The 26,051-nt window shown below is 27.3% G+C and carries 26 protein-coding genes and 2 riboswitches; of the genes, 21 read left to right on the forward strand and 5 right to left on the reverse strand.

From position 1 onward, the window contains the following. Positions 1-3 precede the first annotated feature (3 nt). Both cobS and TEGL_RS01310 read left to right on the forward strand, forming a co-directional pair. The gene (gene cobS, locus TEGL_RS01305; RefSeq protein WP_018591909.1) at positions 4-771 is read left to right on the forward strand and encodes an adenosylcobinamide-GDP ribazoletransferase; all 768 of its coding nucleotides are present in this window, start codon (positions 4-6) and stop codon (positions 769-771) included. 9 nt (positions 772-780) lie between these two features. Beyond that, on the forward strand, positions 781-1,389 hold the full coding sequence (locus tag TEGL_RS01310; RefSeq protein ID WP_018591908.1) for a histidine phosphatase family protein: 609 nt from the start codon (positions 781-783) through the stop codon (positions 1,387-1,389). 46 nt (positions 1,390-1,435) lie between these two features. On the opposite strand, the gene TEGL_RS01315 is transcribed toward TEGL_RS01310, so the two are convergent. Continuing rightward, complete coding sequence (locus TEGL_RS01315) at positions 1,436-2,551, reverse strand: 4-hydroxybutyrate dehydrogenase (protein ID WP_018591907.1); 1,116 nt, start codon at positions 2,549-2,551, stop codon at positions 1,436-1,438. 386 nt (positions 2,552-2,937) lie between these two features. On the opposite strand from TEGL_RS01315, the gene TEGL_RS01320 reads away from it, so the two are divergent. The 5 genes from TEGL_RS01320 to TEGL_RS01340 all read left to right on the forward strand — a co-directional run bounded on the left by TEGL_RS01320 (position 2,938) and on the right by TEGL_RS01340 (position 10,658). Beyond that, positions 2,938-3,864 carry an AAA family ATPase gene (locus TEGL_RS01320; RefSeq protein ID WP_018591906.1) on the forward strand — a complete coding sequence of 309 codons (927 nt, stop codon included), beginning with the start codon at positions 2,938-2,940 and terminating at the stop codon, positions 3,862-3,864. Between the two features lie 17 nt (positions 3,865-3,881). Then, positions 3,882-5,669: a hypothetical protein gene (locus tag TEGL_RS01325; protein WP_018591905.1), complete on the forward strand. Its 1,788-nt coding sequence runs from the start codon at positions 3,882-3,884 to the stop codon at positions 5,667-5,669. Positions 5,670-5,759: 90 nt separating this feature from the next. Then, a riboswitch (cobalamin riboswitch) is annotated at positions 5,760-5,934 on the forward strand. A gap of 315 nt (positions 5,935-6,249) precedes the next feature. Continuing rightward, on the forward strand, positions 6,250-8,490 hold the full coding sequence (gene pcrA / locus TEGL_RS01330; protein ID WP_018591904.1) for a DNA helicase PcrA: 2,241 nt from the start codon (positions 6,250-6,252) through the stop codon (positions 8,488-8,490). Positions 8,491-8,501: 11 nt separating this feature from the next. Then, the gene (locus tag TEGL_RS01335; protein ID WP_018591903.1) at positions 8,502-9,794 is read left to right on the forward strand and encodes a M18 family aminopeptidase; all 1,293 of its coding nucleotides are present in this window, start codon (positions 8,502-8,504) and stop codon (positions 9,792-9,794) included. Positions 9,795-10,133: 339 nt separating this feature from the next. Next, positions 10,134-10,658 (forward strand): peptidylprolyl isomerase, encoded by a 525-nt coding sequence (locus TEGL_RS01340; protein WP_018591902.1) that lies wholly within the window; start codon positions 10,134-10,136, stop codon positions 10,656-10,658. A gap of 238 nt (positions 10,659-10,896) precedes the next feature. Here TEGL_RS01340 and TEGL_RS01345 read toward each other — a convergent pair whose 3' ends face one another. The 3 genes from TEGL_RS01345 to TEGL_RS01355 form a co-directional block, all read right to left on the reverse strand. Beyond that, complete coding sequence (locus TEGL_RS01345) at positions 10,897-11,808, reverse strand: manganese-dependent inorganic pyrophosphatase (protein WP_018591901.1); 912 nt, start codon at positions 11,806-11,808, stop codon at positions 10,897-10,899. 383 nt (positions 11,809-12,191) lie between these two features. Continuing rightward, entirely contained in the window at positions 12,192-12,521 is a 330-nt protein-coding gene (locus tag TEGL_RS01350; RefSeq protein WP_018591900.1) for a hypothetical protein, read from the reverse strand. A gap of 404 nt (positions 12,522-12,925) precedes the next feature. Beyond that, entirely contained in the window at positions 12,926-13,177 is a 252-nt protein-coding gene (locus TEGL_RS01355; protein WP_018591899.1) for a hypothetical protein, read from the reverse strand. A 90-nt stretch (positions 13,178-13,267) separates the two neighbouring features. Between TEGL_RS01355 and TEGL_RS01360 the strand changes: the two genes are divergently transcribed. The 14 genes from TEGL_RS01360 (at position 13,268) to TEGL_RS01425 (ending at position 24,956) form a co-directional block, all read left to right on the forward strand. Then, positions 13,268-13,999 (forward strand): YkgJ family cysteine cluster protein, encoded by a 732-nt coding sequence (locus TEGL_RS01360; RefSeq protein WP_018591898.1) that lies wholly within the window; start codon positions 13,268-13,270, stop codon positions 13,997-13,999. Between the two features lie 21 nt (positions 14,000-14,020). Beyond that, positions 14,021-14,932 carry an MBL fold metallo-hydrolase gene (locus tag TEGL_RS01365; RefSeq protein WP_018591897.1) on the forward strand — a complete coding sequence of 304 codons (912 nt, stop codon included), beginning with the start codon at positions 14,021-14,023 and terminating at the stop codon, positions 14,930-14,932. Between the two features lie 49 nt (positions 14,933-14,981). Further along, the gene (locus TEGL_RS01370; RefSeq protein ID WP_018591896.1) at positions 14,982-15,782 is read left to right on the forward strand and encodes a GTP pyrophosphokinase; all 801 of its coding nucleotides are present in this window, start codon (positions 14,982-14,984) and stop codon (positions 15,780-15,782) included. A gap of 56 nt (positions 15,783-15,838) precedes the next feature. Next, positions 15,839-16,531, forward strand: coding sequence for a metallophosphoesterase (locus TEGL_RS01375; protein ID WP_018591895.1), 693 nt, complete (start codon positions 15,839-15,841; stop codon positions 16,529-16,531). A gap of 99 nt (positions 16,532-16,630) precedes the next feature. Further along, the gene (locus TEGL_RS01380) at positions 16,631-17,323 is read left to right on the forward strand and encodes a hypothetical protein (protein ID WP_018591894.1); all 693 of its coding nucleotides are present in this window, start codon (positions 16,631-16,633) and stop codon (positions 17,321-17,323) included. A gap of 350 nt (positions 17,324-17,673) precedes the next feature. After that, positions 17,674-18,159, forward strand: coding sequence for a hypothetical protein (locus TEGL_RS01385; protein ID WP_018591893.1), 486 nt, complete (start codon positions 17,674-17,676; stop codon positions 18,157-18,159). Between the two features lie 279 nt (positions 18,160-18,438). Continuing rightward, the gene (locus TEGL_RS01390; protein WP_018591892.1) at positions 18,439-19,473 is read left to right on the forward strand and encodes a molybdopterin-binding protein; all 1,035 of its coding nucleotides are present in this window, start codon (positions 18,439-18,441) and stop codon (positions 19,471-19,473) included. A 30-nt stretch (positions 19,474-19,503) separates the two neighbouring features. Next, on the forward strand, positions 19,504-20,103 hold the full coding sequence (gene mobA, locus TEGL_RS01395) for a molybdenum cofactor guanylyltransferase (RefSeq protein ID WP_018591891.1): 600 nt from the start codon (positions 19,504-19,506) through the stop codon (positions 20,101-20,103). Next, positions 20,102-20,238: riboswitch (molybdenum cofactor riboswitch) on the forward strand. Its footprint overlaps the gene before it by 2 nt. A gap of 141 nt (positions 20,239-20,379) precedes the next feature. After that, positions 20,380-21,585, forward strand: a complete 1,206-nt coding sequence (gene glp / locus TEGL_RS01400) for a gephyrin-like molybdotransferase Glp (RefSeq protein ID WP_018591890.1) — start codon at positions 20,380-20,382, stop codon at positions 21,583-21,585. A gap of 11 nt (positions 21,586-21,596) precedes the next feature. Next, the gene (mobB, locus tag TEGL_RS01405; RefSeq protein WP_018591889.1) at positions 21,597-22,097 is read left to right on the forward strand and encodes a molybdopterin-guanine dinucleotide biosynthesis protein B; all 501 of its coding nucleotides are present in this window, start codon (positions 21,597-21,599) and stop codon (positions 22,095-22,097) included. Between the two features lie 50 nt (positions 22,098-22,147). Further along, positions 22,148-23,125, forward strand: coding sequence for a GTP 3',8-cyclase MoaA (gene moaA, locus TEGL_RS01410; RefSeq protein ID WP_018591888.1), 978 nt, complete (start codon positions 22,148-22,150; stop codon positions 23,123-23,125). A gap of 13 nt (positions 23,126-23,138) precedes the next feature. Beyond that, positions 23,139-23,573: an MOSC domain-containing protein gene (locus TEGL_RS01415; protein WP_018591887.1), complete on the forward strand. Its 435-nt coding sequence runs from the start codon at positions 23,139-23,141 to the stop codon at positions 23,571-23,573. A 1-nt stretch (position 23,574) separates the two neighbouring features. Then, complete coding sequence (locus tag TEGL_RS01420; protein ID WP_018591886.1) at positions 23,575-24,069, forward strand: MogA/MoaB family molybdenum cofactor biosynthesis protein; 495 nt, start codon at positions 23,575-23,577, stop codon at positions 24,067-24,069. Beyond that, the gene (locus TEGL_RS01425; RefSeq protein ID WP_018591885.1) at positions 24,069-24,956 is read left to right on the forward strand and encodes a DUF4300 family protein; all 888 of its coding nucleotides are present in this window, start codon (positions 24,069-24,071) and stop codon (positions 24,954-24,956) included. Before TEGL_RS01420 ends, TEGL_RS01425 begins: the two co-directional genes overlap by 1 nt. Positions 24,957-25,050: 94 nt before the next feature. Here TEGL_RS01425 and fdhD read toward each other — a convergent pair whose 3' ends face one another. Then, positions 25,051-25,848: a formate dehydrogenase accessory sulfurtransferase FdhD gene (gene fdhD, locus TEGL_RS01430; RefSeq protein WP_018591884.1), complete on the reverse strand. Its 798-nt coding sequence runs from the start codon at positions 25,846-25,848 to the stop codon at positions 25,051-25,053. Positions 25,849-26,051: the final 203 nt, after the last annotated feature.

Raw genomic sequence — 26,051 nt, forward strand, 5'->3', positions numbered from 1 at the left:
ATTATGAAAAGATTTATAGGGTTATTACAGTTTATGACCAGAATACCTATTAAAGCAGATATGGGGTTTGACGAAGAATTCCATAAATCTATAGTATATTTTCCCTTAGTAGGAATTGTAATAGGTTTGATTTCTTTTATTATAGGAAGTTTGGCTATTCAAATATTTGATCCATTTATAACAGCTATAATTATTGTGGCAGGTGAAGTTATTTTAACTGGTGGACTACATATTGATGGATTAGGAGATACATTTGATGCCATATATAGTAATAGAGACAAAGAGAGAATGCTGGAAATAATGAAGGATTCAAGATTGGGAACTAACTCTCTTCTAGCTATATTATTTTTAATATTAATAAAAATAGGATTATTAAATTCTGCGATAAATAGCAATCTTATGTGCTTAATTATATTTATGCCTATGATATCTCGTTTGGGGGTTATAGTTATGCTTTATAAAACTGTAACACCAAGAAAAGTAGGCATGGGCAATATATTTATTGGTAAAGCAACTAAAGGTATGTTTATAACAGCCATACTGTATACTGTTGCTATTCTTGTATTGATTAGTAAATTCGTATTTTTATCAACTAATTTAAATATAATAAAATTACTATTGTCAATTGTGGTGGTAATGTTATTTAATTATTTATTTAAAAATCATATTTATAAGAAAATTGATGGTGTAACAGGAGATATATTGGGATGTACTATTGAGTTAGGAGAATTAATATTTCTATTATTTTCATATATAGTTATTTTAATTTAAGGTGATGAAATGATAAAGTTTATTTTGGTAAGACATGGTATAACTGTTTGTAATGAATGTGGTGTTTTTTCAGGACTTACAGATAGTATATTAAGTGAAAAAGGAAAGTCACAAGCAAGTAAGATTGCAAAGTATTTAAAAGATGAAGATATAGATAAAATATATACTACACCTTTTTCTAGAACAAAAGATACAATTAAAAAATTGGCTGAATTTAAACATATTCAAATTAAAGAAACTTGTCAATTGAATGAAATAAATTTTGGTGACTTTGAGGGACTACCATTTAAAGTAATTGAAGAAAAATATCCAGAAGAAGTGGAAAAAATGATAAAAGAAGGATTTGAATATAAGTATCCTAATGGTGAGAGTTCCAAAGATACTTTTATAAGAGTAAAAAATGAAATAAAGAAAATTATAAATAATAATGATAATTCTACTATATTAATTTGCTCTCATGGAGGTACAATTAGGAATATAATTTCTTATCTTTTATGTGATGATTATAAATATCATTGGAATTTTAAAATAGAAAATGGATCTATAACAGAGATAGAAGTAGATAATAACTTTGCAGTAATCAATAAATTAAATGATACATCATATATGAATATGTAAAATTAAAAAGAGAACCTAATTTTATAATAGGTTCTCTTTATTATTTTTAATATAAAAATTTATAAATGTTATAAACAATATCTTTGCTTAAAGGAGTATAGGCATTTGCCATTAATCTACCTTGTTTAATAATAACATTTTCAGTAAAAGATACTAAATCTTCCTCAGTTACACCATATCCTTTTAAAGATTTTTTTGGAAGTATTTTATAAAGTAAATTATCCAATTCTTCAAAGATTTCCTTTTCAGAACAATTAAGAATTTCAGTTAAAATATTATTAAGTTTTTTGATTTTTCCACTTGGATTTAATTTTTCGTATGTTTTAAAAATTTCTGTAAAACAAACATAATTAGATTCTCCATGAGGAACGTGGTAAATAGAACCTAAAGGATAACTCATGGCATGAACAGCACCACAACCAGCATTCCCAAAAGCTATACCAGCGTAAGTACTAGCAACTAAGAAGTCACCTAAAAGATTATCTAGATACTCTTTTCCATTATCAACAATCTTCTTAAATCCATTTATAATCATTTTTATAGCTTCGATAGAATACATTTCTGTGAAAACGGAAGCTTTTGGAGATACGAAAGACTCGATTGCATGAATAAGAGCATCTATTGAACTTGTAGCAAAAACTTTAAAAGGTAAAACCTTTAATAGCTCAGGAATTAATATGGCATGGTCTGCTAGAATTGAATCATGAGCAAGACCTAGTTTGCTGTTTATAGAGTTTAAATGAAGTACAGATATATTAGTAACCTCGCTGCCAGTACCACAAGTTGTAGGAATAAGTATTAGTTCTTTATTTTTAACAGGTTCAAATTTTTTTTCAAATAAATCACAGACAGGTGTAAGTTTTTCTAAAGAAAAAAGTTTTGCAACGTCTAAAATACTTCCTCCGCCAATTCCTATAACTCTTTTATAATTAGTATTTTTAATCTGGTTATATATTTTTTCAACCATTACGTCAGTAGGCTCTCCACTACCAAAATCTCTTCTGTATATTACAGTAGCATCCTTAATAAAGTTTTCAAAAAATGGTTTGTAAATATATTCATTTGTTATTATTAAGTCGTTTTTATTTATATTGAATTTTGAACAAAATTCTTCACACTTATTAAAAGTAAGTATTTCTGGAGATAATTTAAAGCTTTTCATATGTAATCCTTTCCAATAATTTAAATTTTATTTAATTTTAATATGAATCGTACTATGTTTATTATATCATAATATATTTAGTAAAATTATTTATGAAATGTATGTGTAAATAAAAAACTAATTGTTAAATTTTACCATGAATCAAGTATAACTATCGGTTTGATATATAATTAAGAAATAACAATATAAATATATAGTCAGAGAGTTGCAAAAGATAAACTAAATAATATATTGCAACTCTTTTTTTATTATTAAATACTAAAAATATTACTGAATTTTAAACAAATAGACTATACTTTTATTAAGTGTAAAATTAAAGCGTTTTATTTGAAAATTAATTAAAAGGATATAATAATAAGAAGTATTACTTACAAAAGGAGATTATTATGGATATAATAGAAAACTTAAAAATTCAAGGGGTAAGTGAGTCTCTTATAGAGGATGTACAACATTTTAGAAAAGAATTTAAAGTAGATGAAAAAGTTGAGCACAGGGTGACAAAATCGCCAGCTTTTTATATTGGTGAAGATATTCTGTCAATGTGTATTTCTGCTATTTTAGAAGAAGAAAATATATTATTATCTGGACCTAAGGCTACAGGCAAAAACTTACTTTCAGATAATTTGTCAGAAATATTTGGAAGACCACAATGGAACACTTCCTTTCATATAAACACAGATAGCTCATCACTAATTGGAACAGATACTTTTATAGATAATGAAGTGAGACTTAGAAGGGGATCTGTATATGAATGTGCTCTTCATGGTGGATTTGGTGTTTTTGATGAAATAAATATGGCTAAAAATGATGCTATAGTTGTTGTTCACTCTGCACTAGATTACAGAAGAGTAATAGATGTGCCAGGATATGAAAGAATAAATCTTCATCCAGCAACTAGATTTATAGGTACTATGAACTATGAATATGCAGGTACAAAGGAATTAAACGAGGCTTTAGTTTCTAGATTTTTAGTAATAGATATTCCAGCAGTAAATGAAGATAAATTAATGATGATTTTAAAAAGAGAATTTCCTTGTACCGATGAGGAAAAATTAAATCAATTTGCAGGAATTTTTTTAGACTTGCAACTAAAATCTCAAAATGGAGAAATATCTACAAAGGCAATAGATTTAAGAGGATTAATAGGTGCTCTAAAAACTATTAAAAGAGGACTTAGACCAACTCTTGCCATTAATATGGGGCTTACAGGAAAAACTTTTGATGTTTATGAAAAAGAAATTGTGGATGACATTATAAGAACAAGAATACCAGAAAAATGGGAAAGTAAAGATTTATTTCCTAATTTAAAATAACCTGAAGAGGTGATAAAATGAGTGGAAATACTAATTGGATATATAATAATTATGAATTTGAAAATAGAGTAAATAATTTGGCTTGGACAGTTTCTGGTATGTATGATGAAGATATAGATTCAAGTGAAAAAGATTATTCATCTAAAGATGTTTCTTTGTATTTTGGTATAATTGCTGGAGCAAGAAGGAAGTATTTAGACTGGAATATAATAAAAAAATATATAATGAGTAGAATAAAAAAATCCTACGATAAAGATATTTTATACACTTTAATTGAACTTGTTCTTAACTCTGTAGTAGAAGATAAAGTAATAAATGAAAGACCAGGTGTGGAGGAAATAAGAAGTAAAGCATACAAAGATGTTCTTGTGAATTATAGTAAAATCCACAAAGAAGATATACTACAGACTTTAAGATATACATTTATTCTTCAAGCTATGAATAGACATCCTGCAGTAGATGGTTTGACAAGAAGAATAATGAAAGATATAAAATCTATTGATTGTAACGATAATTTAATGAATATCTTAAAAAAATTAGATGAAATTTATTTAACTTACTTTGAATTTATAATAAACTCTCAAAGAGAAATTTCACAAGGAAATGAGCACGATATAAAAAATGTAAATGTGGACTTTGATACTTTCTCAGATTTTATGTACGAAGAGCTGTATATGGATGAAGAAATAGAAATCATAGAAAGTGAAATTAATAATATAAGTAATACCATGCTAGTAGAAAACTTAGGTGAAATGGGTAGTGGAGATCTAAACAAATCAAAAAATAGAGTAATCTATGTGGATGAAGCTATGGCTCAAAAAATCTATGATAAGGTGGAATACTATTATGGCAAAGCATTTCTAAGTGAAAGTGAAATAAGAAAAATTGAAACTAAACATTGCAGAGATGTACATGAAGGGTGTAGAGTTCATTTTACAGATGGAGTGTTACGTAGTGAATGTAACAATGCCTTTCAGTTAAAATACGTTACGAGACAAAAAGAAAATAATTTATACAAGTATAGAGATAATATTAAACTACATAAAAGAAGTATTAATAAATTAAAAGAAAGTATATCAAGAATATTAATAGAAGAAAGTGCAATCGACAGAGTTTATTCCGACGGAGGAACTATTTGTGCAAACAGAGCCTGGAGAATAGGAAGGAGTAACAATACAAAAGTTTTTTATAAGGATATAAGAAATGAAAAAGGAAAGTATGTTATAGATATATTACTTGATGCAAGTGGTTCACAAAGTAGAAATCAGTTTAATGTAGCAATACAGGCATATATAATTGCTACCGCCCTTACATCAATTGGTATTCCAAATAGAGTTATGGGATATTTGAGCTTTTTAGATTATACCATCTTAAAAAGATACAGAGACTATAATGATAATATCTATTCTTGCGAAAATATATTTGAATATTTTGCGGCAGGAAATAATAGAGATGGATTAGCAATAAAGGCAGCTAGTGGCGCTTTACTAGAAAGAGAAGAAGAAAATAAAATACTTATAATACTTAGCGATGGAAAACCAAATGATGTGAAAATAGGAAAAGATAGATCCAGAAGCTTAAGAGGAGAAGCATCTTACAAAGGAATGGTAGCAGTAAAAGATACAGCTTTAGAAGTTCGAAAGGCGAGAAAGCAGGGTATACTTGTATTAGGAGTTTTCACTGGAAAAGAAAAAGATTTAGAAGCGGAAAAAGTAATTTATGGAAAAGATTTTATTTATACCAAGGATATAGAAAGATTTTCTGATATAGTTGCTATGTATTTGAAAAAAATAATAAAAAATTAAGATATTTTAGAAAAATATGTAATAAAATAATTAGTAAAAATTAACAAATAATCTTATTTATGTGTTACAATTATCTTAGTTGAAAATTAAATTAATTAAAATATTTTAGGTTCTTAAACTAAGATTAATAGGGAAAAAGGTGAGATACCTTTGCAGCCCCCGCTACTGTAATGTGGACGAAACTTTTGACCACTGTGGAAACATGGGAAGGGAAAGGAGTAGAATGAAGCAAAGCCAGGAGACCTGCCTATAATATAAAGTGATTTCTTCGGGGTAGGAGAAATATCTTAATAAAAATTTTTATTTGAAGATATTGTGCCTAACTTGGAGTTAGGCACTTTTAGTTCTTATAAACTTAAATAAGCCCTCAACCTATTTTATTTCAAAATAGTTTGAAAATAGAATAACCCTTAACCTATGCCTTAGGATTCTCCAAAGTCCTAAGGCCTTTTTTTAATGATAATTTGCAGGTTAAGTATTTTATATTTTATTCATGGGAATTATTATAGTATTATGGAGTTTGAAGAAAAAATGGAATTAGATTAAAATATATTTATATGAGCATTATAGGAGGATATATATGATTTCAGATATAATAGAAAAATTAAATCCAGCTCAGAGAGAAGCGGTAGAAAATACAGAAGGACCTGTTTTAATACTTGCTGGAGCTGGATCGGGAAAGACGAGAGTTTTAACTACTAGAATCGGTTATCTTATGGAAGATAAAGATGTTAAAGCTGAAAATATTTTAGCTATAACATTTACAAATAAAGCAGCCAATGAGATGCGAGAAAGGGTAGAAGAAACTTTAGAAGGAACAGATACTAAAGAAATGTGGATTACAACATTCCACTCTTGTTGTGTTCGTATTCTTAGAAAAAGTATAAATAAAATAGGCTATAATAGAAGTTTCGTAATTTATGATAGTCCAGACCAAGTTACTTTAATTAAGGACTGTATGAGAGAACTGGATATTAGTGATAAGGCATTTGATCCTAAATATGTATTAAGTTGTATATCTAATGCAAAGGATAAATTATATTCTCCTAAAAAGTTCTTAAAATTAAACGAAGGTGATATATCTAAAACAAAGGTAGGAGAAATCTATGCACTGTACCAAGATCGTTTAAAAAGAAATAGTGCCTTAGATTTTGATGACTTAATAATGAAAACAGTTGAGCTGTTTAAAGAATGTCCAGATGTATTAGATTTTTATAGAAATAAATTTAGATACATAATGGTAGATGAATACCAAGACACTAGTAAAGCACAATATGAATTAATAAAATTATTAGCAAAACAACATCAAAATATTTGTGTTGTTGGAGATGATGACCAAAGTATTTATGGCTGGAGAGGTGCTGACATAAGAAATATCCTAGAATTTGAAAGGGATTACGACAATGTTAAAATAGTAAAGCTTGAGCAAAACTATAGATCAACACAAGTAATACTAGATGCAGCCAACCATGTTATTGCAAATAATACAGAAAGAAAAAGAAAAAGACTTTGGAGTGACAAAAAAGAAGGGCAACTAATAAAAATCCAATTGTCAGAAAATGAAATTGATGAAGGTGATTTTATAGTAAATACTATTTCATATATGAAGAGATATGAAGATAGAGATTATAAAGATTTTGCCGTTTTATATAGAGCCAATGCACAAGCACGTTCTGTAGAAGATGCATTAAATAGGGCTGGTATACCATATAATATTTATGGTGGTATTAAATTCTATGAAAGAAAAGAAATAAAGGATATTATAGCTTATCTTAGAGTAATACAAAACCCTCAGGATGATATATCTTTAAAAAGAATAATAAACGTTCCTAGAAGAGGAATAGGCCTTAGAACTATAGAAAAAATAGAAGATAGAGCCAGTTTAAAGGAAGAAAGTATTTATTCTGTATTAATTGATATAGAAGATAACTCAGATATATCAAGAAAAGCTAGATCTAGTATAAGTGAATTTGTAGATTTAATGTCTACATTAAGAAGTTTTACAGACGTATATAGTGTTAGTCAAGTTATTGAAAAAGTATTGGATGTGACAGGATACAAAGAAGAATTATTAAAAGAAAAAAATAATGAAGGTGAAGATAGACTAGAAAACTTAGAAGAACTTATATCAGTAGCTTTAGAGTTTGAAAGCTCAAGCGATGAAAAGAGCTTAGAAGCATTTTTAACAGGAGTGGCTCTTAGTGCTGAACCAGATAGCGAGGAAGAATCTGAGGATAGAGTTTCTTTAATGACAATACATTCATCAAAAGGTCTTGAATTCCCTGTAGTATTTTTAGCAGGAATGGAGGAAAAAATATTCCCAATTTCTAGAGCAATACAATCAATGAGGGATAGTGACATAGAAGAAGAACGAAGACTTTGCTATGTTGGAATAACTAGAGCAAAAGAAGAACTATTCTTAACTTTAACAAGAAAGAGAACTTTATATGGAAGAACGAATCCTTCAATTGCATCTAGATTTATAGAAGAATTACCAGGTGATTGTATAGAAAGATTAAATAAAGATCAAAAAGAATTATCTTTCTCAAAGGCAAATTATAATATTCTTGATAAATATACTCAAAAATATAAAATGAATAATATGAATAAGGTTGAAGTTGCTAAAAAAGCAAATGCTACTATAAAAAACACATCGAATGAAAGTAATATAGACGACTTAAAACTTGGAGCTAAAGTACATCATCCTAAGTTTGGTCTGGGAACAGTAGTTGCCCTAAAAGGCCCAGATGTGACTATAGCTTTTGATAACCAAGGTATAAAAACTATAAATAAAGAATATACAACTTTAGACTTAGTTTAATAGGAGGAGTTATGAAAAAACAATTTGCAGAGAATTTAATAGATTATATTTATGATAGTCCAACTGCATTTAATGCAGTTGAGACTAGCAAAGATTTATTATTAAAAAATGGATTTAATGAATTGAAAATGAATGAGAAATGGCAACTTAAGGTTGGTGGAAAGTATTTTATAACAAAAAATTCATCTTCACTGACAGCCTTTGTAATAAACTCTGACAATATGCAAGATGGATTTAGGATAATAGGTTCTCACAGTGACTCACCAACCTTTAAAATTAAACCTAATGCGGAAATAGCTGTAGAGAGTACGTATTTAAAATTAAATACTGAAAGTTATGGTGGTGCTATACTAAGTACTTGGTTTGATAGACCATTGTCTATTGCAGGTAGAGTAGTATTGAAATCTGAAAATGTATTATGCCCGAGAGAAGAGATAATAAATATAAATCGTCCAATTTGTATAATACCAAACATAGCTATTCATATGAACAGAAGCATAAATGATGGATATAAGTTTAATAAGCAAAAAGATACATTACCTTTAGTTGGATTAATTAATGATACTTTAGAAAAAGATAATTTTCTATTAAAAGAAATAAGCAAAGAACTAAATGTAGATAAAGAAGATATTCTTGATTTTGATTTGTATTTATATGAATATGAAAAAGGACATATAATTGGACCAAATGAAGAATTTATATCTTCTTCTAGACTTGATAACTTATCTATGGCTCATGCTAGTTTATATGGATTAATAGGCTCAAAAGGTAAAAATGGCATAAATATAGCTTCTATATTTGACAATGAAGAGGTAGGAAGTTCTACGAAGCAAGGAGCTGACTCTAATATGTTACTAAACTTATTGGAACGAATTTGTATAAGTTTAGGGAAAAATAGAGAAGAATTCTTTTCAGCTATTTATTCATCTTTTATGATATCTGCAGATTTAGCTCATGCTCTTCATCCAAATTTTGTTGAAAAGCATGATCCAACAAACAAGCCTATTATGGGCTGTGGGCCTGTAATAAAAATTAGCGCAAATCAAGCCTATACAAGTGATGCTTTTTCATCAGGAGTATATAAAAATATATGCGAAAAATGTGGAGTAAAATATCAACAATTTGTGAATCGATCTGATGAGCGAGGTGGATCTACAATTGGTCCAATTTCATCAACACATTTAGATATTAATTCTGTGGATATTGGTAGTCCAATTTTATCTATGCATTCAGTAAGAGAACTTGGAAGTGTAGAAGATCATTTTAATATATACAAGACGTTTGTCGAATTTTATCAAATATAAAAGAATAATGGTGAAAAATTCTGTAAATTGTCAGTAGGAATGTGGATAAGGTCTGAATAAAATGTTAATAAGTTGTAGATAAGTGGATAACTATGTGGATAAGACAGTGACAAAATATAATGTTTTAATTATATATATAAATAAAAACTTTGCAATGTGGTAAAAAACTTTTGAATTTAAGGGATGTGGATATTGTGGATAAAATGCCAAGATATCCACAGAAATATTAATGATTTGTTTTTAAATATGGTAAAATAATAATAGAGTAGTTATTTTTTTACAACTTAGTATATAATAATATATGAAAATACATAACAATCAAAGAAAGAAGGTAAAAGTATGGAAAATAAAAATCCTATAGTAACTATAGAAATGGAAAATGGAAAAACTATAAAAGTTGAACTATATCCTCATATAGCTCCTAATACAGTTAATAACTTTATAAGCTTAATAGATAATAACTACTATGATGGAATTATATTCCACAGGGTGATAAGAGGATTTATGATTCAAGGTGGATGCCCACAAGGAACTGGAATGGGTGGACCAGGATACTCAATAAAAGGTGAATTCAATAGCAATGGATTTGCAAATAACCTAATACATGAGAGAGGGGTAATCTCTATGGCAAGAACTATGATGCCAAATAGTGCAGGATCTCAATTCTTCATAATGCATAAAAATTCTCCACACTTAGATGGCCAATATGCTGGATTTGGTAGAGTAATAGAAGGTATGGATGTAGTAGATGAAATAGCTGATACTCCAGTTGATAGAGGAGACAGACCAAAATCTGATCAAAAAATAAAAACTATGACAGTTGAAAAGTTCGGAGTTGACTATCCAGAAGTGGAAAAAATGTAATAAATGTAATAAATAGAAATAAATACTATTTACAACTTGTGTTATATGATTTACAATATTTAAAGTAAATCCTAAAAACATAAACACAAACACCAGAAGAAATAAACCATTGTAATAATAAACAAAAAATTATTTTATAATACTATTATTATGAAATAATGATTTAAAAATAAAAAATGACACAGATTAATCTGTGTCATTTTTTATTTTTAATTAATTGTATTTCTATATAATTAAATTATATATTTTTAACTGCATCAGTTAACTTAGGTACTAATTGTTTCTTTCTTGAAACAACACCTTCAGCAAATACACCTTGAGTAGCATTTACACTGAAAGCTTCAGATATTACTTTATCTTCACCTTTGTATATTAAATAAGAACCTTCGTTTATTATATCAGTTACAGCAAGTACTAACATATCAAACTCAGTTGCATTTATATAAGCTAAGAATTCTTCTTTTTTAGATAAAACAGCATCTATATCTAAAGTCATAACTTGTCCTATACCAACTTTTTTACCGCTCATATCGAATTCTTTAAAGTCCATGTTTACTATTTCTTCTATAGAAAATCTTTCTAAAGAAGTACCTGCTTTAAACATTTCCATTCCATATTTTTCGTAGTCAATCTTAGCTATTTCAGCTAATGCTAAAGCAGCTTCCTTATCTTTTTCAGTAGTAGTTGGTGATTTAAATATTAAAGTATCTGATAATATTGCAGATAATAATAATCCAGCTATTTTATAAGGTATTTCCACATTATTTTCTTTATATAAGTTGTATATTATTGTACAAGTACATCCAACAGGCATCATTCTTACTGATATTGGAAGATCAGTAGAAAGGCATCCTATTTTGTGGTGATCTATTACTTCTACTAAATTAGCTTCTGCTATTTCATCTGCAGTTTGTGCAACTTCGTTATGATCTACTAAAGCAACATATTGTCCTTTTATTGCCCCAGCAGGTAAAACCTCAGGTGCATCTACTTTAAAGTAGTCTAAAACAAACTTAGCTTCTTTTCTAGGCTCTTCTAAAGCATAAGCTTTAGCTTCAATACCTAATTGGTTTTTTAAATATGCTAATGATATTGCTGAGCATATTGAATCAGTATCAGGGCTTTTATGTCCGAAAACAAATAAACTCATATGTAAAACTCCTCTCGTAAATTACTAATAGTAATTAATTTATTGTATTTTTATTAAAATTACATATGAAAGTTAATATGTAATATTATTTTATATAACAATAATTATATCAAAATCTTGGTAAGAGTGACAACAATCTTAATAGATGATAATTTTATTATTGTCGATTATTATAGATGTAATAACAAAAAATATATAAATTATTTAATATTAACGTTAAAAATTTATCAATATATACAAATAATAATGTATATAAAACAAAAAATTTAAAATATTCAGAAAATTTCTTGACACGAGAAAATTTTGGTATTACAATTGAATTATAAATAAATAAAGAAATAAATAAAAATTGGGGCCTGTTAAGGCCCCCTTAATTTTTCACATTAGTTTTTACTTATAATAACTTTTTCTTGAAGGTTTTTAATTTTAAAAATACTATTAGAAAAATCTACTTCAAAGTTTGCAAAAGCAGAAAACAAGTCTATATCTCTCATAAGATGCACCGTCATTAAGTAGTCTTCTTTATTAATTCTTAGAAGAATAGATCTAACGTATGGAAATTGAATTCTAGAGTTAAATAGTTCTGATTCTCCAACATTTATATCTACACATCTATAATTTATATCTATATATATATCTATATCATTATTTTCTTCTCTTATTATTCTGTAATCAAAATCACTATCTAATTTTAACTTTCCTACTTCAATCATTATTTCACCTCTCAAATAAGTATTTATATTCATATGCTTAATATATAATATAAATTATATTATTATAATTTATCAACAAAAACTTAATTTATATGCTTAATAATTGCTAAAATAATAACATAAAATTTTTCGATAAAAAAATAGAGAAGAATAAGTTTATTCTTCTCTATTTAGCAAAAAACGTAGCTTCCACTGGGGAAATGAAAGCTTATATTGGGGGAGATTGAGTTAAATATTTAAATTACATTAATATTATTGTCTTTGGAATGAAAACTTATACATGAAAAATTAAAAAATCCATTTAATTATATGGATAAGGGGTTATTCACATTGATATTTAGATAATTTTGTTTTTAAAATTAAAAATAAAAATTCCGAAAGTCTGATAACTTTCGGAATTTTTATTATCTTTTAGGATTTATGAAAGAAGCTCCTAAATATTTTTTTATATCTTCATCTGAAGAAAAATCGTCAATAAGTATTTCACGTCCAGAATCTTCGAATATCACTAAAACTTCAGTGTTTCCTTTTAAGAAAGCTTTTTTAACAGTTTCTTCTTTTACTTCTCTAGTTTTAGTTATTCCTTTTTTTGCTTTATCAAAATCCTTAGTGAAATAACTTTCCATAATATTGATAATTTTTGTATATCTGTTCATTTAGTAAGATACCTCCTACAATTTATAGTAATAAATGTGATATAATAAGTTTTTGTATTAACCTAATAATTATAACAAGGAGAATGTACAATGGCTAGTATAAATAATACGGATATTTTAAAAAGCATAGATTATGCTAAAAAAAATCAACTATTTGAAAAGCTTAATAATATATATGATACTTTACCAAAGGGTGAGTGTACAGGTTGTGGAAACTGCTGTATGGAATCTGTAGGAATTAATTTAATAGAATTTTTAAACATATTTAACTATTTACAAGATAAGGATGAACTAAGAAGAAAATCTCTTGATAGAATAATAAATTATTATTTTTTGGAGTTTATGGAAAAGAAAAGTTGCCCTTTCAAAGATAAAAACAATAGATGCGAAATATATGAAGTAAGACCACTAAATTGCAGGCTATTTGGTCATTGGAAAAAGGAAGATTATAATAAAAACCTAAAAGATGTAACAGAGAAAAATAAACAGTACAAAAATATTATGAAAGTTAAATATGGGTTTGATATAAGCGATGAAGTAGTAAATTACAAGATAAAATATTGTGAAGAATTTATACCAGAAAATGGATATTTATCTAAAAGTGAAAGGCTAAACTTTGCTGATAATATAATGGTGTTAGACTCTAGGCTCTTTTCAAAGGGAGTAATTGATATAGAATTTAGAGATAGAGGAATTGTAGAATATTTTATTGATTCACTATTAAATCAAAATATGTCTTATAATATTAAAGTAAGGATTTCTAAGGAAAGAAACCTATCAAAAAGAACAATAAGCAGGCTAAAAAGAATGTTAATTAAATAAAAGAATTGGCAGGTGGGATAAGTGAAACTAACAAATATAAATGGAAACACTTATTACATTAAGGGTGGTACAAATACAGGTGTAATTAGACTAGATGATAATAAGGCCTTAATAATAGACCCAGGTCTTGGAGGAATAAGGCCAAGAAAGATTATGGACATGCTAAAAGCAAATAATATGGATGTAAAATATATTATTAATACACATGAGCATGGAGATCATTATGGTGGATGTAGCAAGTTAAAAGAACTTGATAAAAATATACAAATATTATCATCTTCAGAAGCCAAGATATTTATAGATAATCCTGGTAAATTTTCGGATTATACTGTAGGCGGAAAAACTAATAAATTTTGGAAATTTAAAGTGTCTGAAGACAAAAGCAATTTAACTAAAGTGGATGATACAATAGAAGAAGGTAATATAGTATTAAATAATAAAAAAATTGAGATAATTAAACTAAGAGGACATAGTGAAGGAAGTATAGGAATTTTAACACAAGATAAGGTTTTATTTGTGGGAGATTTATTTGTAGGAACTCACATATTAAACAAATTCGAATTGCTTTTATTATATGATGTAAAAGAATATTTAAACTCTATTGATAAAATAGAAAATATGGATTTTGAATTTATGATTTTAGGTCATGGGAAAGACGTTTATTCAAAATCAGATAGCCAGAGCATTATAGATGCTCATAGAAACGCAATTTATAAATATGTGAGCCAGGTGAAAGACTTGTTAAAATCACCTATAACTATAGATAACATATTAAAAAATATAATAATCAATAATAATTTAAGTTGTAATTATACAGAATATCACTTTTTTAGAAGTAGTATAGTATCTATAATTAGTTATCTATGTGATTTGGATAAGGTAAGTTATAGTATAGAATTGGGAGAAATGCTTTATTATTCTAAAAAAGAATAAATTATGTTAAAATATATATGATTTGAAACTAGTATAAAGGGTGAATAATATGAAGTATGAAAAATGGGATGAAGTATTAGCTCCTTACGAACATGCGGTGGAAGAACTAAAAGTAAAATTTAAAAATATAAGAAAAGAGTTTCTTACAAAGGGTGAATATTCTCCTATAGAATTTGTTACAGGGAGAACAAAAAAAATATCATCCATAATATCTAAGGCAAATAGATTAGAAGCTGAAGATATTGAAAGTGAAATTGAAGATATAGCTGGAATAAGAATTATGTGTCAGTTTGTAGAAGACATATATACTTTAGTAGATTTAATAAAATCAAGAACTGATATGACTGTAGTATACGAAAAAGATTATATTACTAACTTTAAAGATAGTGGATATAGAAGTTATCATGTTATAATTAATTATCCGATTAACTCTATAGCAGGATATAAGGAAATATTATGTGAGATTCAAATAAGAACATTAGCTATGAACTTTTGGGCAACTATAGAACATTCTTTAAAATATAAATATGAACATTACATACCAGAAGATGTAGCCAATAGACTTAGAAGAGCTGCAGATGCTGCATTTTTATTAGACCAAGAAATGAGCGAAATTCGGGAAGAAATAATGAAAGCTCAAGTTATGTATCAAGCCAAATCACTTACAATTAGAGAAGTTTTAGGAAAGATACAAGAACTATATGATTTAGGTGAAATTAGTAGAGCTATAAATTATCAAAGAAGGCTTGATAGAATAGATAGTCAAAGAGATATTAAAGAAATTGTAGCATTAAAAGAAGAAATAGAAGAAATACTACAGTATTATAAAAATAAAAAAAGAAATGATTAGTGGGGGCTGTCTTAATTAATTTAAGGCAGCTTTTTAAAATAAGGAAGGATGAAAGTATGAGTTTATATGCAATAGGTGATCTACATTTCTCTACATCGGTAAATAAGCCTATGGATATATTTGGAGATAACTGGGAGGATCATCAAAATAAAATAATAAACAATTGGAAAGAAATTATAAAAGAAGATGACACAGTATTAGTGTTAGGGGATACTTCTTGGGCTATGAATATGAAAGAGGCAAAGGAAGATTTAGATATAATTGATAATTTACCAGGTAAGAAGGTTTTTATAAAAGGAAATCACGATTTTTGGTGGTCATCGCTAAGTAAACTGAAATCAGCTTATAAAGAAATTACTTTTTTACAAAATAGCTATTACAAATACGAAAATATTGGAATTTGTGGAACTAGGGGTTGGCTTTGTCCCAATGAAGTAAAATTTAATGAAGATGACGAAAAAATATATAAAAGGGAGCAACTAAGATTGAAAATGTCTTTAGAAGCAGCTATAAAAGATGGTTGTGAAGAATTAGTAGCAATAACTCATTACCCACCTACTAATGATAAACTTGAAGAATCAGAGTTTACAAAGATTTTTGAAGAGTACAATGTTAAAAAAGTTGTATATGGTCATCTTCATGGAGCGGAGTCTTTTGAGATGGGCTTAAAAGGAGTAAGAAATAATGTGGAGTATATATTGGCTTCAAGTGATTATATAGACTTTAAACCAATAAAAATAATGGAGTAAGAAATTAGAAAAATGTAAATACTATAAAACATAATGTCAAGAAATAAATGAGTGGGGAATATTAGCAATTTTACTTAATTTAAAAAGGAGTGTTAATAAATGAGATGGATATTAGTATTCATACTTTTATACCTTATACCACTTACAGTGCTATTTAAAAATTATAAAAATTATAAAAGAGCCTGTATTTATGGAAGTATTTATATTATTTTATCGACAACAATGGTAATTACAAATATATATTTAAGTGGCCTTAGAGTTTTAGAAGATACTTTAGATTTTGAAGATGATTTAGTATTGGAAACTTATTTAGATCAACATAATATACAAACTATGTATAATGAACAAAATATAAAAAAATCAGATTTGCAAAAAATAGATGAATTTAAAAAAGATATTTACTCAATTGAAAGAATTGCTTTAATACCTATGAGAGAATGTCTTCCTTATACTAATAATTTGCAAAAAGGTTTAGAAAATTTAACACAAATAAAAGATGATGTGGTTTATGCAAAAGAAATGTGTGAAGACGTGGTAGAAATGTACGATAATATGAAAGTTCCAACCTTATCTAAAGATGAATATACTCAAGTTTTAGACAGGGCAAAAGTAAATGTTATGAAAACTTATGAACTAAGAACTTTAGCGATGGAGAAATCAGTAAACTTAATAGATACAAAAAACCCTATTTATATTAATAAGATAACGGAATACCTAAAGTTATCAGATAAGGAAATTACAAGTTTTAAAAATAAAATTGATGAATTAAAAGAAAAAATTAAAGAAGAATAAAAAAAACCCTATGGTTATTTATGTATAATCATAGGGTTTTTTTTAGTAAAATACCACATTATTAAAGGTATTCAAAATACATGATAGGAAAGTACCTTAGATGAAGAGTGCTAAATTTTCACACAAATAAGATAGTTATTCCTGAGCTTTTGATTTATACTTATTTATATGATATATTTATAAAGATACCTTCTTAAAATAACCTACAGTTAAATTAAGAAGGGGTAATGATATAATTATAATAAAGATATAAAATATGACAATATAGCTAAGATTAAAAATTGGGGCATCTAAAAAGATAATTAATAGTATGTAATCAAGTTTTAATATTAGAAAAGGAGGCGAAGATTATGATACAACTTAAATTAAAGAATAAAAAAGGTCAGTTTAATGTTAATAGTAGGGAAGTTAAAGATATATTAGGAATCAGACAAGATATAGATTTTGTACAGGATATATCAAATACTATAAATCAAAAAGATATAATGGTGTTTGACTGTAAGCTTGCTGAGAGTATATTTTCAAAAGAGTTAGCAAAACAACTTATTGAAGAATCGGCTGGCGAAATAGATGAATCATTCTTCGAATTATTCTTTGAAGATGTCAGAGCCTTCTTAAAAGATACGACTGATGAAATAGAGGCGGAACTGCAAGAAATATATTTAGTAGATAGTATAAGATGCTGTTCTGATATTTATAGCATTAACGATGAATTTACAGACTTTAAGTTTGTATTTGTTGTTAGTTTTAAAGAAACGACTATTGCTGTTTTAGAAAATTTGGCTAAAATTATTTCAAAAAGACAATTAGCAGGGGCATCTAAATTCTACTGTTAATATAAATAATAGTCTTTATATAATATTTTAGATTATTTTTTACAAACTTAAATTATTAAATTGACAATGAAAATTGTAATAATTACAATTTATTTAGAAATATTATTTTAATAAGAACCTAAAAGACACTTTTAGAAAAGTAAAATTTAGACAGATTATAAATATTCTATATATTCTGCTTAGTATATATAAAATATGAATTAACAATCTGTCTTTTTTTATACGTAAAAATAGGAATTAACATAGGGGTTATAAATTTATAGAGGGGAATGAAAATTAATGAAAGAAATAAACACTAAAGATGCAGTAGGACATGTTTTATGTCATGATATAACTCAAATAGTTAAGGATAAGGTAAAGGGAGTTGCTTTTAAAAAAGGTCATGTGGTAAAGGAAGAGGACATAGATACTTTATTATCCTTAGGTAAAGACCATTTATATGTTTGGGAGAAGAAAGATGGGATGCTCCATGAAAATGAGGCAGCAATCATATTAAAAGATATATGTAAAAATGAATATATGGAAGAATCAGATGTAAAAGAAGGAAAAATAGAGCTTTCTGCAAGCATAGATGGTTTATTTAAAATAAATGTTGATAAACTTAGGGAAGTAAATGCTCTTGGTGAAATGATGATAGCAACAAGACATCAAAATTTTCCTGTTAAAAAAGGAGACAAATTAGCTGGGACAAGAATAATACCATTAATAATAGAAGAAGAAAAAATGAAAAAAGCAAAAGAGTTATGTAGTGATGGACCTATACTTAGTATTAAGCCTTTTGTACATAAGAAGGTTGGAATTGTAACAACAGGTAATGAGGTATTTTACGGAAGGATAAAAGATACTTTTGGACCTGTAATTATTGAAAAAGTAAAGGAATTTGATGTAGAAGTACTTGGACAAGCTATTGTAAATGATGATCCTAAAAATATAACAAATTCAATTTTAGAGTTTATTAAAAAAGGTGCAGATATGGTTTTATGTACAGGAGGCATGAGCGTTGATCCTGATGATAAAACACCTAAAGCCATAAAAGATACAGGTGCAGATATTGTTAGTTATGGGGCACCAGTACTACCAGGAGCAATGATGTTAGTGTCGTATTATAAAAATAATGATAAGTTAATACCCATTATGGGACTTCCAGGATGCGTTATGTATGCAAAAAGAACTGTATTTGATTTGATTCTACCTCGTATTATGGCAGATGAAAAAATCACTAAGGATGATTTAAGTAAACTGGGACTAGGTGGTTTATGCTTAAATTGTGATGTTTGTAACTATCCAAATTGTGGATTTGGAAAAGGAGTATAAAGATTTTAAGGGAAATATAGAGGTGAGACTGTGAACATAGGAGCTTTAATACTTATGGGTGGACAAAACAAACGTATGGGAGGAAATATAAAAGGACTTTTAAAAATAAATGAAGTAACTTTTTTAGAACGAATAATGAATGTTTTAGAAGACTTTTCTACCGTATATTTATCGGTAAATAAAAAATTTTCTTCACAAGAAATTAAAAAATATGAAAAAATGGGATTATCAGTTATAGTTGATATCTATGATGATATTGGTCCTATGGGAGGAATTTGCTCATCTCTTAAAAACTGCACAGAAGATTATTTATTTATAACAGCATGTGATATGCCATTTATAAATAAGGACTTAATAATTGAATTGCAGTCAAATATAAATTCAGACATAGATGCAGTACTTTTTTCTAAGAATAAATTATTTTATCCACTAGGAGCTATATACTCAAAAAGTATGATTCCTTATATGGAGGAGTTGATAAGTAATAAAGAGTATAAACTTCTAAAATTAATTTTAAATAGCAATTTTGTTGAACTACCATTAGAAAGTACTGATTTATCAGATGATATTTTTAAAAATATCAATACAGTAGAGGAATATGCGCAATTAATAAGACATTATAATAAGTAAAATATAATATTCTCAAGCTAACGTATCTAAGGATAATAATCTATGATACCTAGCCAGGTAATTTATATTGCCTCGGGTTAATATGGAAACATGTTGGCCTTCCATTATTTGAAAAGAGAATCTATTATTAGTTAAGGGGATGTTTATACCTTTAGCTTTATTTGACTATGTTTTCTTTTTAATAAAAAGAGACATAGTTTTTTTATTATAAGCATCTAAAAAATATATTAAAGATAATAGATTGTATAAAAAGTAAATATCAGAAGGAGATTATCTATGGAAAATATTGAATTAGAGCATGCTTTGCAAATTATAGGAGAGGCAGTAAACAAAATAAGTAGTATAGAAAGAATTAATATAGAGGAAGCACGAGGAAGAATAATAGGAGAAGATATTTATGCACCAATAAATCAACCGCCCTTTAATAGGTCACCTCTTGATGGATATGCATTAAGATCAGAAGATACTGTAGGCGGAAGTAAAAGAAATCCTATAAAGCTAAAAGTTGTAGATGAAGTTTTTGCTGGAGGAAATATAAGTACTTCAGTTAAAAACAATGAAGCAATAAGAATCATGACAGGTGCAGAAATACCTGAAGGTGCAGATTGTGTAATTAGACAGGAAAATACTAATTACAGTATGAAAGAAGTGGAGATTTACTCTGAACTAAAAAAATATGAAAATTACTGTTTTGTTGGTGAGGATGTAAAAAAAGGAAGTAAGCTAATTTCTACAGGTGAAAAAATAACATATGTACATATTGGATTATTAGCTATGATGGGAATTACAGAAGTATTAGTAAAAAGAAAACCTAGACTAGGAATAATTAGTACAGGTGATGAAGTTATTAGCCCTGGTGAAACTCTAACTAAGGGAAAAATTTATGATAGTAATAGAATTACTATTTCAATAAGACTTTTAGACTTTGGATGTGAAATAGTTAGTTCTAAGATTATGGGAGATGAGGTTTATGATGTAAGTGAAGAAATAGATAACTTGATAGACAAAGTAGATGCCATAATAACTACGGGAGGAGTTTCTGTTGGTAAAAAAGATATAATGCATGAAGTTATAAAAGAAATAAATGCCGACAGGTTGTTTTGGAGAGTAAGAATGAAACCAGGAACACCTGCAATATATTCTATATATAAAAACACACCGATACTTTCTTTATCTGGAAATCCTTTTGCGGCAATAGCTACATTTGAAATAATGGGTAAAGAGCTTATTTATAACTTGAGTGGAGATGAAGAGTTAAAAGAAGTTAGAATAAAATCAGTTATGGAAGATGATTTCTTAAAAGAGAGCAAAGGAAGAAGGATTGTAAGAGGAGTTTATAATAATAATAAAGTATATCTTCCCCAGGGAGGTCACTCTTCAGGCATGATGTCATCTATGTTAGGATGTAATTGCTTAATAGACATAAAACCAGGAACAAAACAGCTTCTAAAAGGGGATGAAGTAGAAATTATACTTATATAGGAGATATTAACATGACTAATAGACCATTTTTAATGGCAATCAGCGGATGTAAGAATTCTGGTAAAACCACATTAATTACGAAGCTTATACCAAAGTTCTGTGAAAAGGGATATAAGGTTGCAACTATAAAGCATGATGGACATGATTTTCAAGGTGATGTAGTTGGAACTGATACATATAAGCACAAAAATGCTGGTGCATATGGTACTGCTATATTCTCTAAAAATAAATTCATGGTGATAAAAGAGGATAAATTTATTGATGAAACTTATTTTATTAAGCTATTTCCAGAAGCAGATATTATTTTCCTAGAAGGATTTAAAGCTTCTGACTATCCTAAATTAGAAATTGTAAGGAAAGGAAACTCAAATAGACCCATATGTAATGAAAAAAACTTAATAGGTATATTATCAGATATAAATGTTATAGAAGGAAATAACAATATAATAGATTTGAATAATATAGACATAATAGTTGAAAAAATATTAAACTATATGAAGAATCATGAGTAATAATATAGATTTACAAATAAAGATTTTCAATTTATAAGTGGGGGATGTTGATGATAGATAAATTAAATAGAAAAATAGAATATATGAGAATATCAGTTACAGATAGGTGTAATCTTAGATGTGTTTATTGCATGCCAGAAGAGGGTATAGAAAATATTTCTCATGAAGAAATTTTATCTTATGATGAAATTATTAGAATTTGTAAATGTATTGCAAATTTAGGAATTAAAAAGGTTAAAATTACGGGAGGAGAACCTCTGGTAAGAAAAGATATAATTAATCTAATTAAAGAAATAAAGAAGATTGATGGAATAGATGAAGTGACTATAACTACAAATGGTGTATTATTATACGAAATGTCAGATCAATTGTATGAATCAGGAATAGATGCTGTTAATATAAGTTTGGATACTTTAAATAGAGATAAATTTTTTAAGATAACGAGACGTGATAAGTATGAAAATGTATTTATGGCTATAAACAAGCTTATTGGCCTAGGTATAAGGGTAAAAATAAATTGTTTAGCTATAAAAGAACATAACTTAGATGAGATAGTTAAAATTGCAGAGTACTCTAAAAATAACAATATAGACGTAAGGTTTATTGAGCTAATGCCGATAGGTTATGGTAAAAGCTATACAGGAATATCAAATGAAATAATATTAGGTCTGTTGGAAGATAAATATGGTTCATTTAAAAGATTAAAAGAGAAGAGAGGAAATGGTCCGGCAGTATATTATAAAAATGATGAATTTAAAGGATACATAGGTCTAATTAGTGCTATAAGCAATGAATTTTGTGAAACTTGCAATAGAGTAAGATTGACAGCAAATGGATTTTTAAAATTATGCTTACATTATAATAAGGGTATAGATTTAAAAACACCAATAAGAAATAACATTACAGATAAAGAATTAGAAAACATGATATATCATGCCATAAGAAACAAACCATTAGGACATAACTTTTATCATGATAGCAATATAGAAAATTTAGAAAATAAAAATATGGTACAAATTGGAGGATAAGGAGAGATTAACAATGGGAAAAATTATTGCTGTATGTATAAGTGAAAAAAAAGGTGTACAAAAGAAAAGAGTAGGTGAAGGAATATTCATTGAAGACTTTGGTATACAAGGAGACGCTCATGCAGGAAAATGGCATAGACAAGTGAGTTTATTATCACATGAAAAGGTTGTAGCTTTTAATGAATTGGGTGCTGGTGTAGAGTCGGGAGCCTTTGGAGAAAACTTAATTGTGGAAGGGTATGATCTTAAAAATATTTTAGTTGGAACAATATTTAAATGTAATGACGTAGTTTTAGAAATTACTCAGATAGGTAAAAAATGCCACAATGGATGTGAAATATTCAAGAAAATGGGTGACTGTATAATGCCAAGAGAAGGTATATTTGCAAGAGTTTTACATGGTGGAACAATAAAACCAGGCGATGAAATTGTAATTAAGGGAGAATAATATGTATAGAGTAGGAATAATAACAGCTAGTGATAAAGGGTCAAAAGGAGAAAGAGTAGACGAAAGCGGTACTAAAATAAAAGAAATAGTGTCTAGTTTTGGATATGAAGTAGTTTATTATAAGGTTTTACCGGATGATAAAGATATGATTTCAAGTGAGATGAAACAACTATGCGATGAAAATGTTGTGGATTTAATTTTAACTACTGGAGGAACAGGTTTTTCCAAAAGGGACAATACTCCTGAGGCTACTTTAGAAATAGCTGAAAAACTTGTACCAGGTATATCAGAAGCTATAAGAAGTTACAGTATGCAGTTTACCCCAAAAGCTATGCTTAGCAGAGGAGTATCTGTTATAAGAAAAGAAACTTTAATAATAAATATGCCAGGAAGCCCAAAGGCAGTAAAAGAAAGTATGGAATGTATAATGCCGGCTTTGAATCATGGTATTGATATATTAAAAGGTTCTGCAAATGAGTGTGGAAGACGCTTATAATGAAAATAGTCAAAAAAAATATTTTATTATATGGAGTTATTATATTTTTTCTGCTCTGCATCACAACTAAATATTTAACTTCAGCAGAATATAAAGTATCATTCGACTTTAATTATTTAAATAATAATCAAATAATTACTAATACAAAAGAATTATTATTAAATAACAAGATTCCTAAGGAAAATATTGATTTATGGTTAGAATATGTAAAAAAATATAATTTAAAAAGCAAAACTTTCATACAAGATACATCTGACGGATGGACTAAAACATCATTGAGTGACTATAATAGAATAGATTTTACTAAAAATTTAAATGGATGGTCTGAAGAAGAAGATTATTTAGATTTAAATTGTAGAATTAGTGCATTTATTTTGATAAAAGATAGAATTTCTAGCAACTGTTTTATGAAAAAATATAATTCTGATATAGAAAAAGAAATAAATAAAATGGATGATATTTTTTGTGGAAAGATTACAGATAAAAATGCTACTACATTTAGAAGTTTATTTACTCCTATTGAGATGAAAATGAATAATTTAAAAAATATTAGTGTATATGATGAAACTCTAAAAAATTTAAAAAGCTATTGGGAAAAAGAAGGTTTAACATTTAAAAATAATAATTCTAGCCTAATTCAAGTAGTACTTATTGAACAGAACAATAACGGTGTGTCAGCTACTATAGGCCATGCTGGTTTATTAGTAAAAAATAGTAGTATTTTATATTTTATTGAAAAAAAGAATCCTTGCTTTCCATACCAAATTTCAAAATTTAAAAATTATGATGATTTAAATCAATATATTATTGCACCATTTAAAGATCTTAAAAATTGTAAACTAATGATTTTACAAAATGACAACATGATATTTAAATATGATATTTAAACAGATATATATTTTTTTTAATAATTTAATATTAAAAATATATAAAAAAATAGTAAAAAAGGGCAAGATTCTATATGAATCGAGCCCTTTTTAATTATTTCAATAATATCCTATGTGGACTAGTATAAATATTCATTTTTTTATCACGTACAAAACCCACTAAAGTAATATTTAATTTTTGTGCTGTCTCTATTACCAAACTTGTAGTGGCTGATTTAGCAACAACTATAGGAACTTTAACCTTTGCAGCTTTCTTTATCATTTCAAATGAAAGTCTTCCGCTTACAAATATGACCTTATCATTTAGTGGAATATCATTTAAGATGCAGTGACCAATTGCTTTATCAAGGGCATTATGTCTTGCTACATCTTCGCATGCAATAATTAGTTGATTATTACCATAAATGCTAATGCAATGGACACCGGCAGTACTTTTAAACAATTGAGATAAGTTTAAATTATTTTCCATTGTTTTATATATATCACTAGCATTAATTTCAAAATTTTCATCACAAATAGGATTAGCTTCTAGAAAGTCATAATCATTTAAATAAAGAATGTTTTTGCAAAAATTAATGTTAGATTCATTAATATCTACATAAGCGACTTTTTTATTATGATTTATTTCAAAACGTAAAATATCATCTTTATTATTAATTAAATTTTTATAGCTTAAATATCCAACAACCAACTCTTTTAGTTTAAAAGGAGTGCACAAAAATGTATTTTCATATTTACCGTTAACAACTAATCCAAGGGGGAACTCTGCAACAACTGTATCATCATCATGAATGCTATCGAAATTATTTACCTTTATTAAAGGATATTGAAAAGAATAGTTATATTTATAATTTGCTAAATAATCAGGGTCTTTTGCATTAAAATTTGCCATTTAAAAACCTCCAAATAAAATAATAAATATAGGATATAACTGAATGTAGATAATATTATATTGAGATGCCTATATAATACTTTAATTGTATCATTTTTATTTTTGATATAGGTTCATATTATAAAAAATAGACAAGTATTTTGGCATTAAGAATAATGTATACATGTTAGAAAAATAACAATTTTATTAAAACCTTGCTATAA

It is taken from the genome of Terrisporobacter glycolicus ATCC 14880 = DSM 1288, assembly GCF_036812735.1.
In the GTDB taxonomy this organism is placed as follows: domain Bacteria; phylum Bacillota; class Clostridia; order Peptostreptococcales; family Peptostreptococcaceae; genus Terrisporobacter; species Terrisporobacter glycolicus.

Coding starts and splice junctions, on each gene's coding strand:
- TEGL_RS01390 (WP_018591892.1), top strand. CDS start 18,439: ATGAAAGAAATAAACACTAAAGATGCAGTAGGACATGTTTTATGTCAT.
- fdhD (WP_018591884.1), bottom strand. CDS start 25,848: ATGGCAAATTTTAATGCAAAAGACCCTGATTATTTAGCAAATTATAAA.
- TEGL_RS01325 (WP_018591905.1), top strand. CDS start 3,882: ATGAGTGGAAATACTAATTGGATATATAATAATTATGAATTTGAAAAT.
- TEGL_RS01320 (WP_018591906.1), top strand. CDS start 2,938: ATGGATATAATAGAAAACTTAAAAATTCAAGGGGTAAGTGAGTCTCTT.
- TEGL_RS01425 (WP_018591885.1), top strand. CDS start 24,069: ATGAAAATAGTCAAAAAAAATATTTTATTATATGGAGTTATTATATTT.
- moaA (WP_018591888.1), top strand. CDS start 22,148: ATGATAGATAAATTAAATAGAAAAATAGAATATATGAGAATATCAGTT.
- TEGL_RS01315 (WP_018591907.1), bottom strand. CDS start 2,551: ATGAAAAGCTTTAAATTATCTCCAGAAATACTTACTTTTAATAAGTGT.
- glp (WP_018591890.1), top strand. CDS start 20,380: ATGGAAAATATTGAATTAGAGCATGCTTTGCAAATTATAGGAGAGGCA.
- TEGL_RS01350 (WP_018591900.1), bottom strand. CDS start 12,521: ATGATTGAAGTAGGAAAGTTAAAATTAGATAGTGATTTTGATTACAGA.
- TEGL_RS01355 (WP_018591899.1), bottom strand. CDS start 13,177: ATGAACAGATATACAAAAATTATCAATATTATGGAAAGTTATTTCACT.
- pcrA (WP_018591904.1), top strand. CDS start 6,250: ATGATTTCAGATATAATAGAAAAATTAAATCCAGCTCAGAGAGAAGCG.
- TEGL_RS01385 (WP_018591893.1), top strand. CDS start 17,674: ATGATACAACTTAAATTAAAGAATAAAAAAGGTCAGTTTAATGTTAAT.
- TEGL_RS01415 (WP_018591887.1), top strand. CDS start 23,139: ATGGGAAAAATTATTGCTGTATGTATAAGTGAAAAAAAAGGTGTACAA.
- TEGL_RS01370 (WP_018591896.1), top strand. CDS start 14,982: ATGAAGTATGAAAAATGGGATGAAGTATTAGCTCCTTACGAACATGCG.
- TEGL_RS01375 (WP_018591895.1), top strand. CDS start 15,839: ATGAGTTTATATGCAATAGGTGATCTACATTTCTCTACATCGGTAAAT.
- TEGL_RS01310 (WP_018591908.1), top strand. CDS start 781: ATGATAAAGTTTATTTTGGTAAGACATGGTATAACTGTTTGTAATGAA.
- mobB (WP_018591889.1), top strand. CDS start 21,597: ATGACTAATAGACCATTTTTAATGGCAATCAGCGGATGTAAGAATTCT.
- TEGL_RS01345 (WP_018591901.1), bottom strand. CDS start 11,808: ATGAGTTTATTTGTTTTCGGACATAAAAGCCCTGATACTGATTCAATA.
- TEGL_RS01360 (WP_018591898.1), top strand. CDS start 13,268: ATGGCTAGTATAAATAATACGGATATTTTAAAAAGCATAGATTATGCT.
- TEGL_RS01380 (WP_018591894.1), top strand. CDS start 16,631: ATGAGATGGATATTAGTATTCATACTTTTATACCTTATACCACTTACA.
- TEGL_RS01340 (WP_018591902.1), top strand. CDS start 10,134: ATGGAAAATAAAAATCCTATAGTAACTATAGAAATGGAAAATGGAAAA.
- cobS (WP_018591909.1), top strand. CDS start 4: ATGAAAAGATTTATAGGGTTATTACAGTTTATGACCAGAATACCTATT.
- TEGL_RS01420 (WP_018591886.1), top strand. CDS start 23,575: ATGTATAGAGTAGGAATAATAACAGCTAGTGATAAAGGGTCAAAAGGA.
- TEGL_RS01335 (WP_018591903.1), top strand. CDS start 8,502: ATGAAAAAACAATTTGCAGAGAATTTAATAGATTATATTTATGATAGT.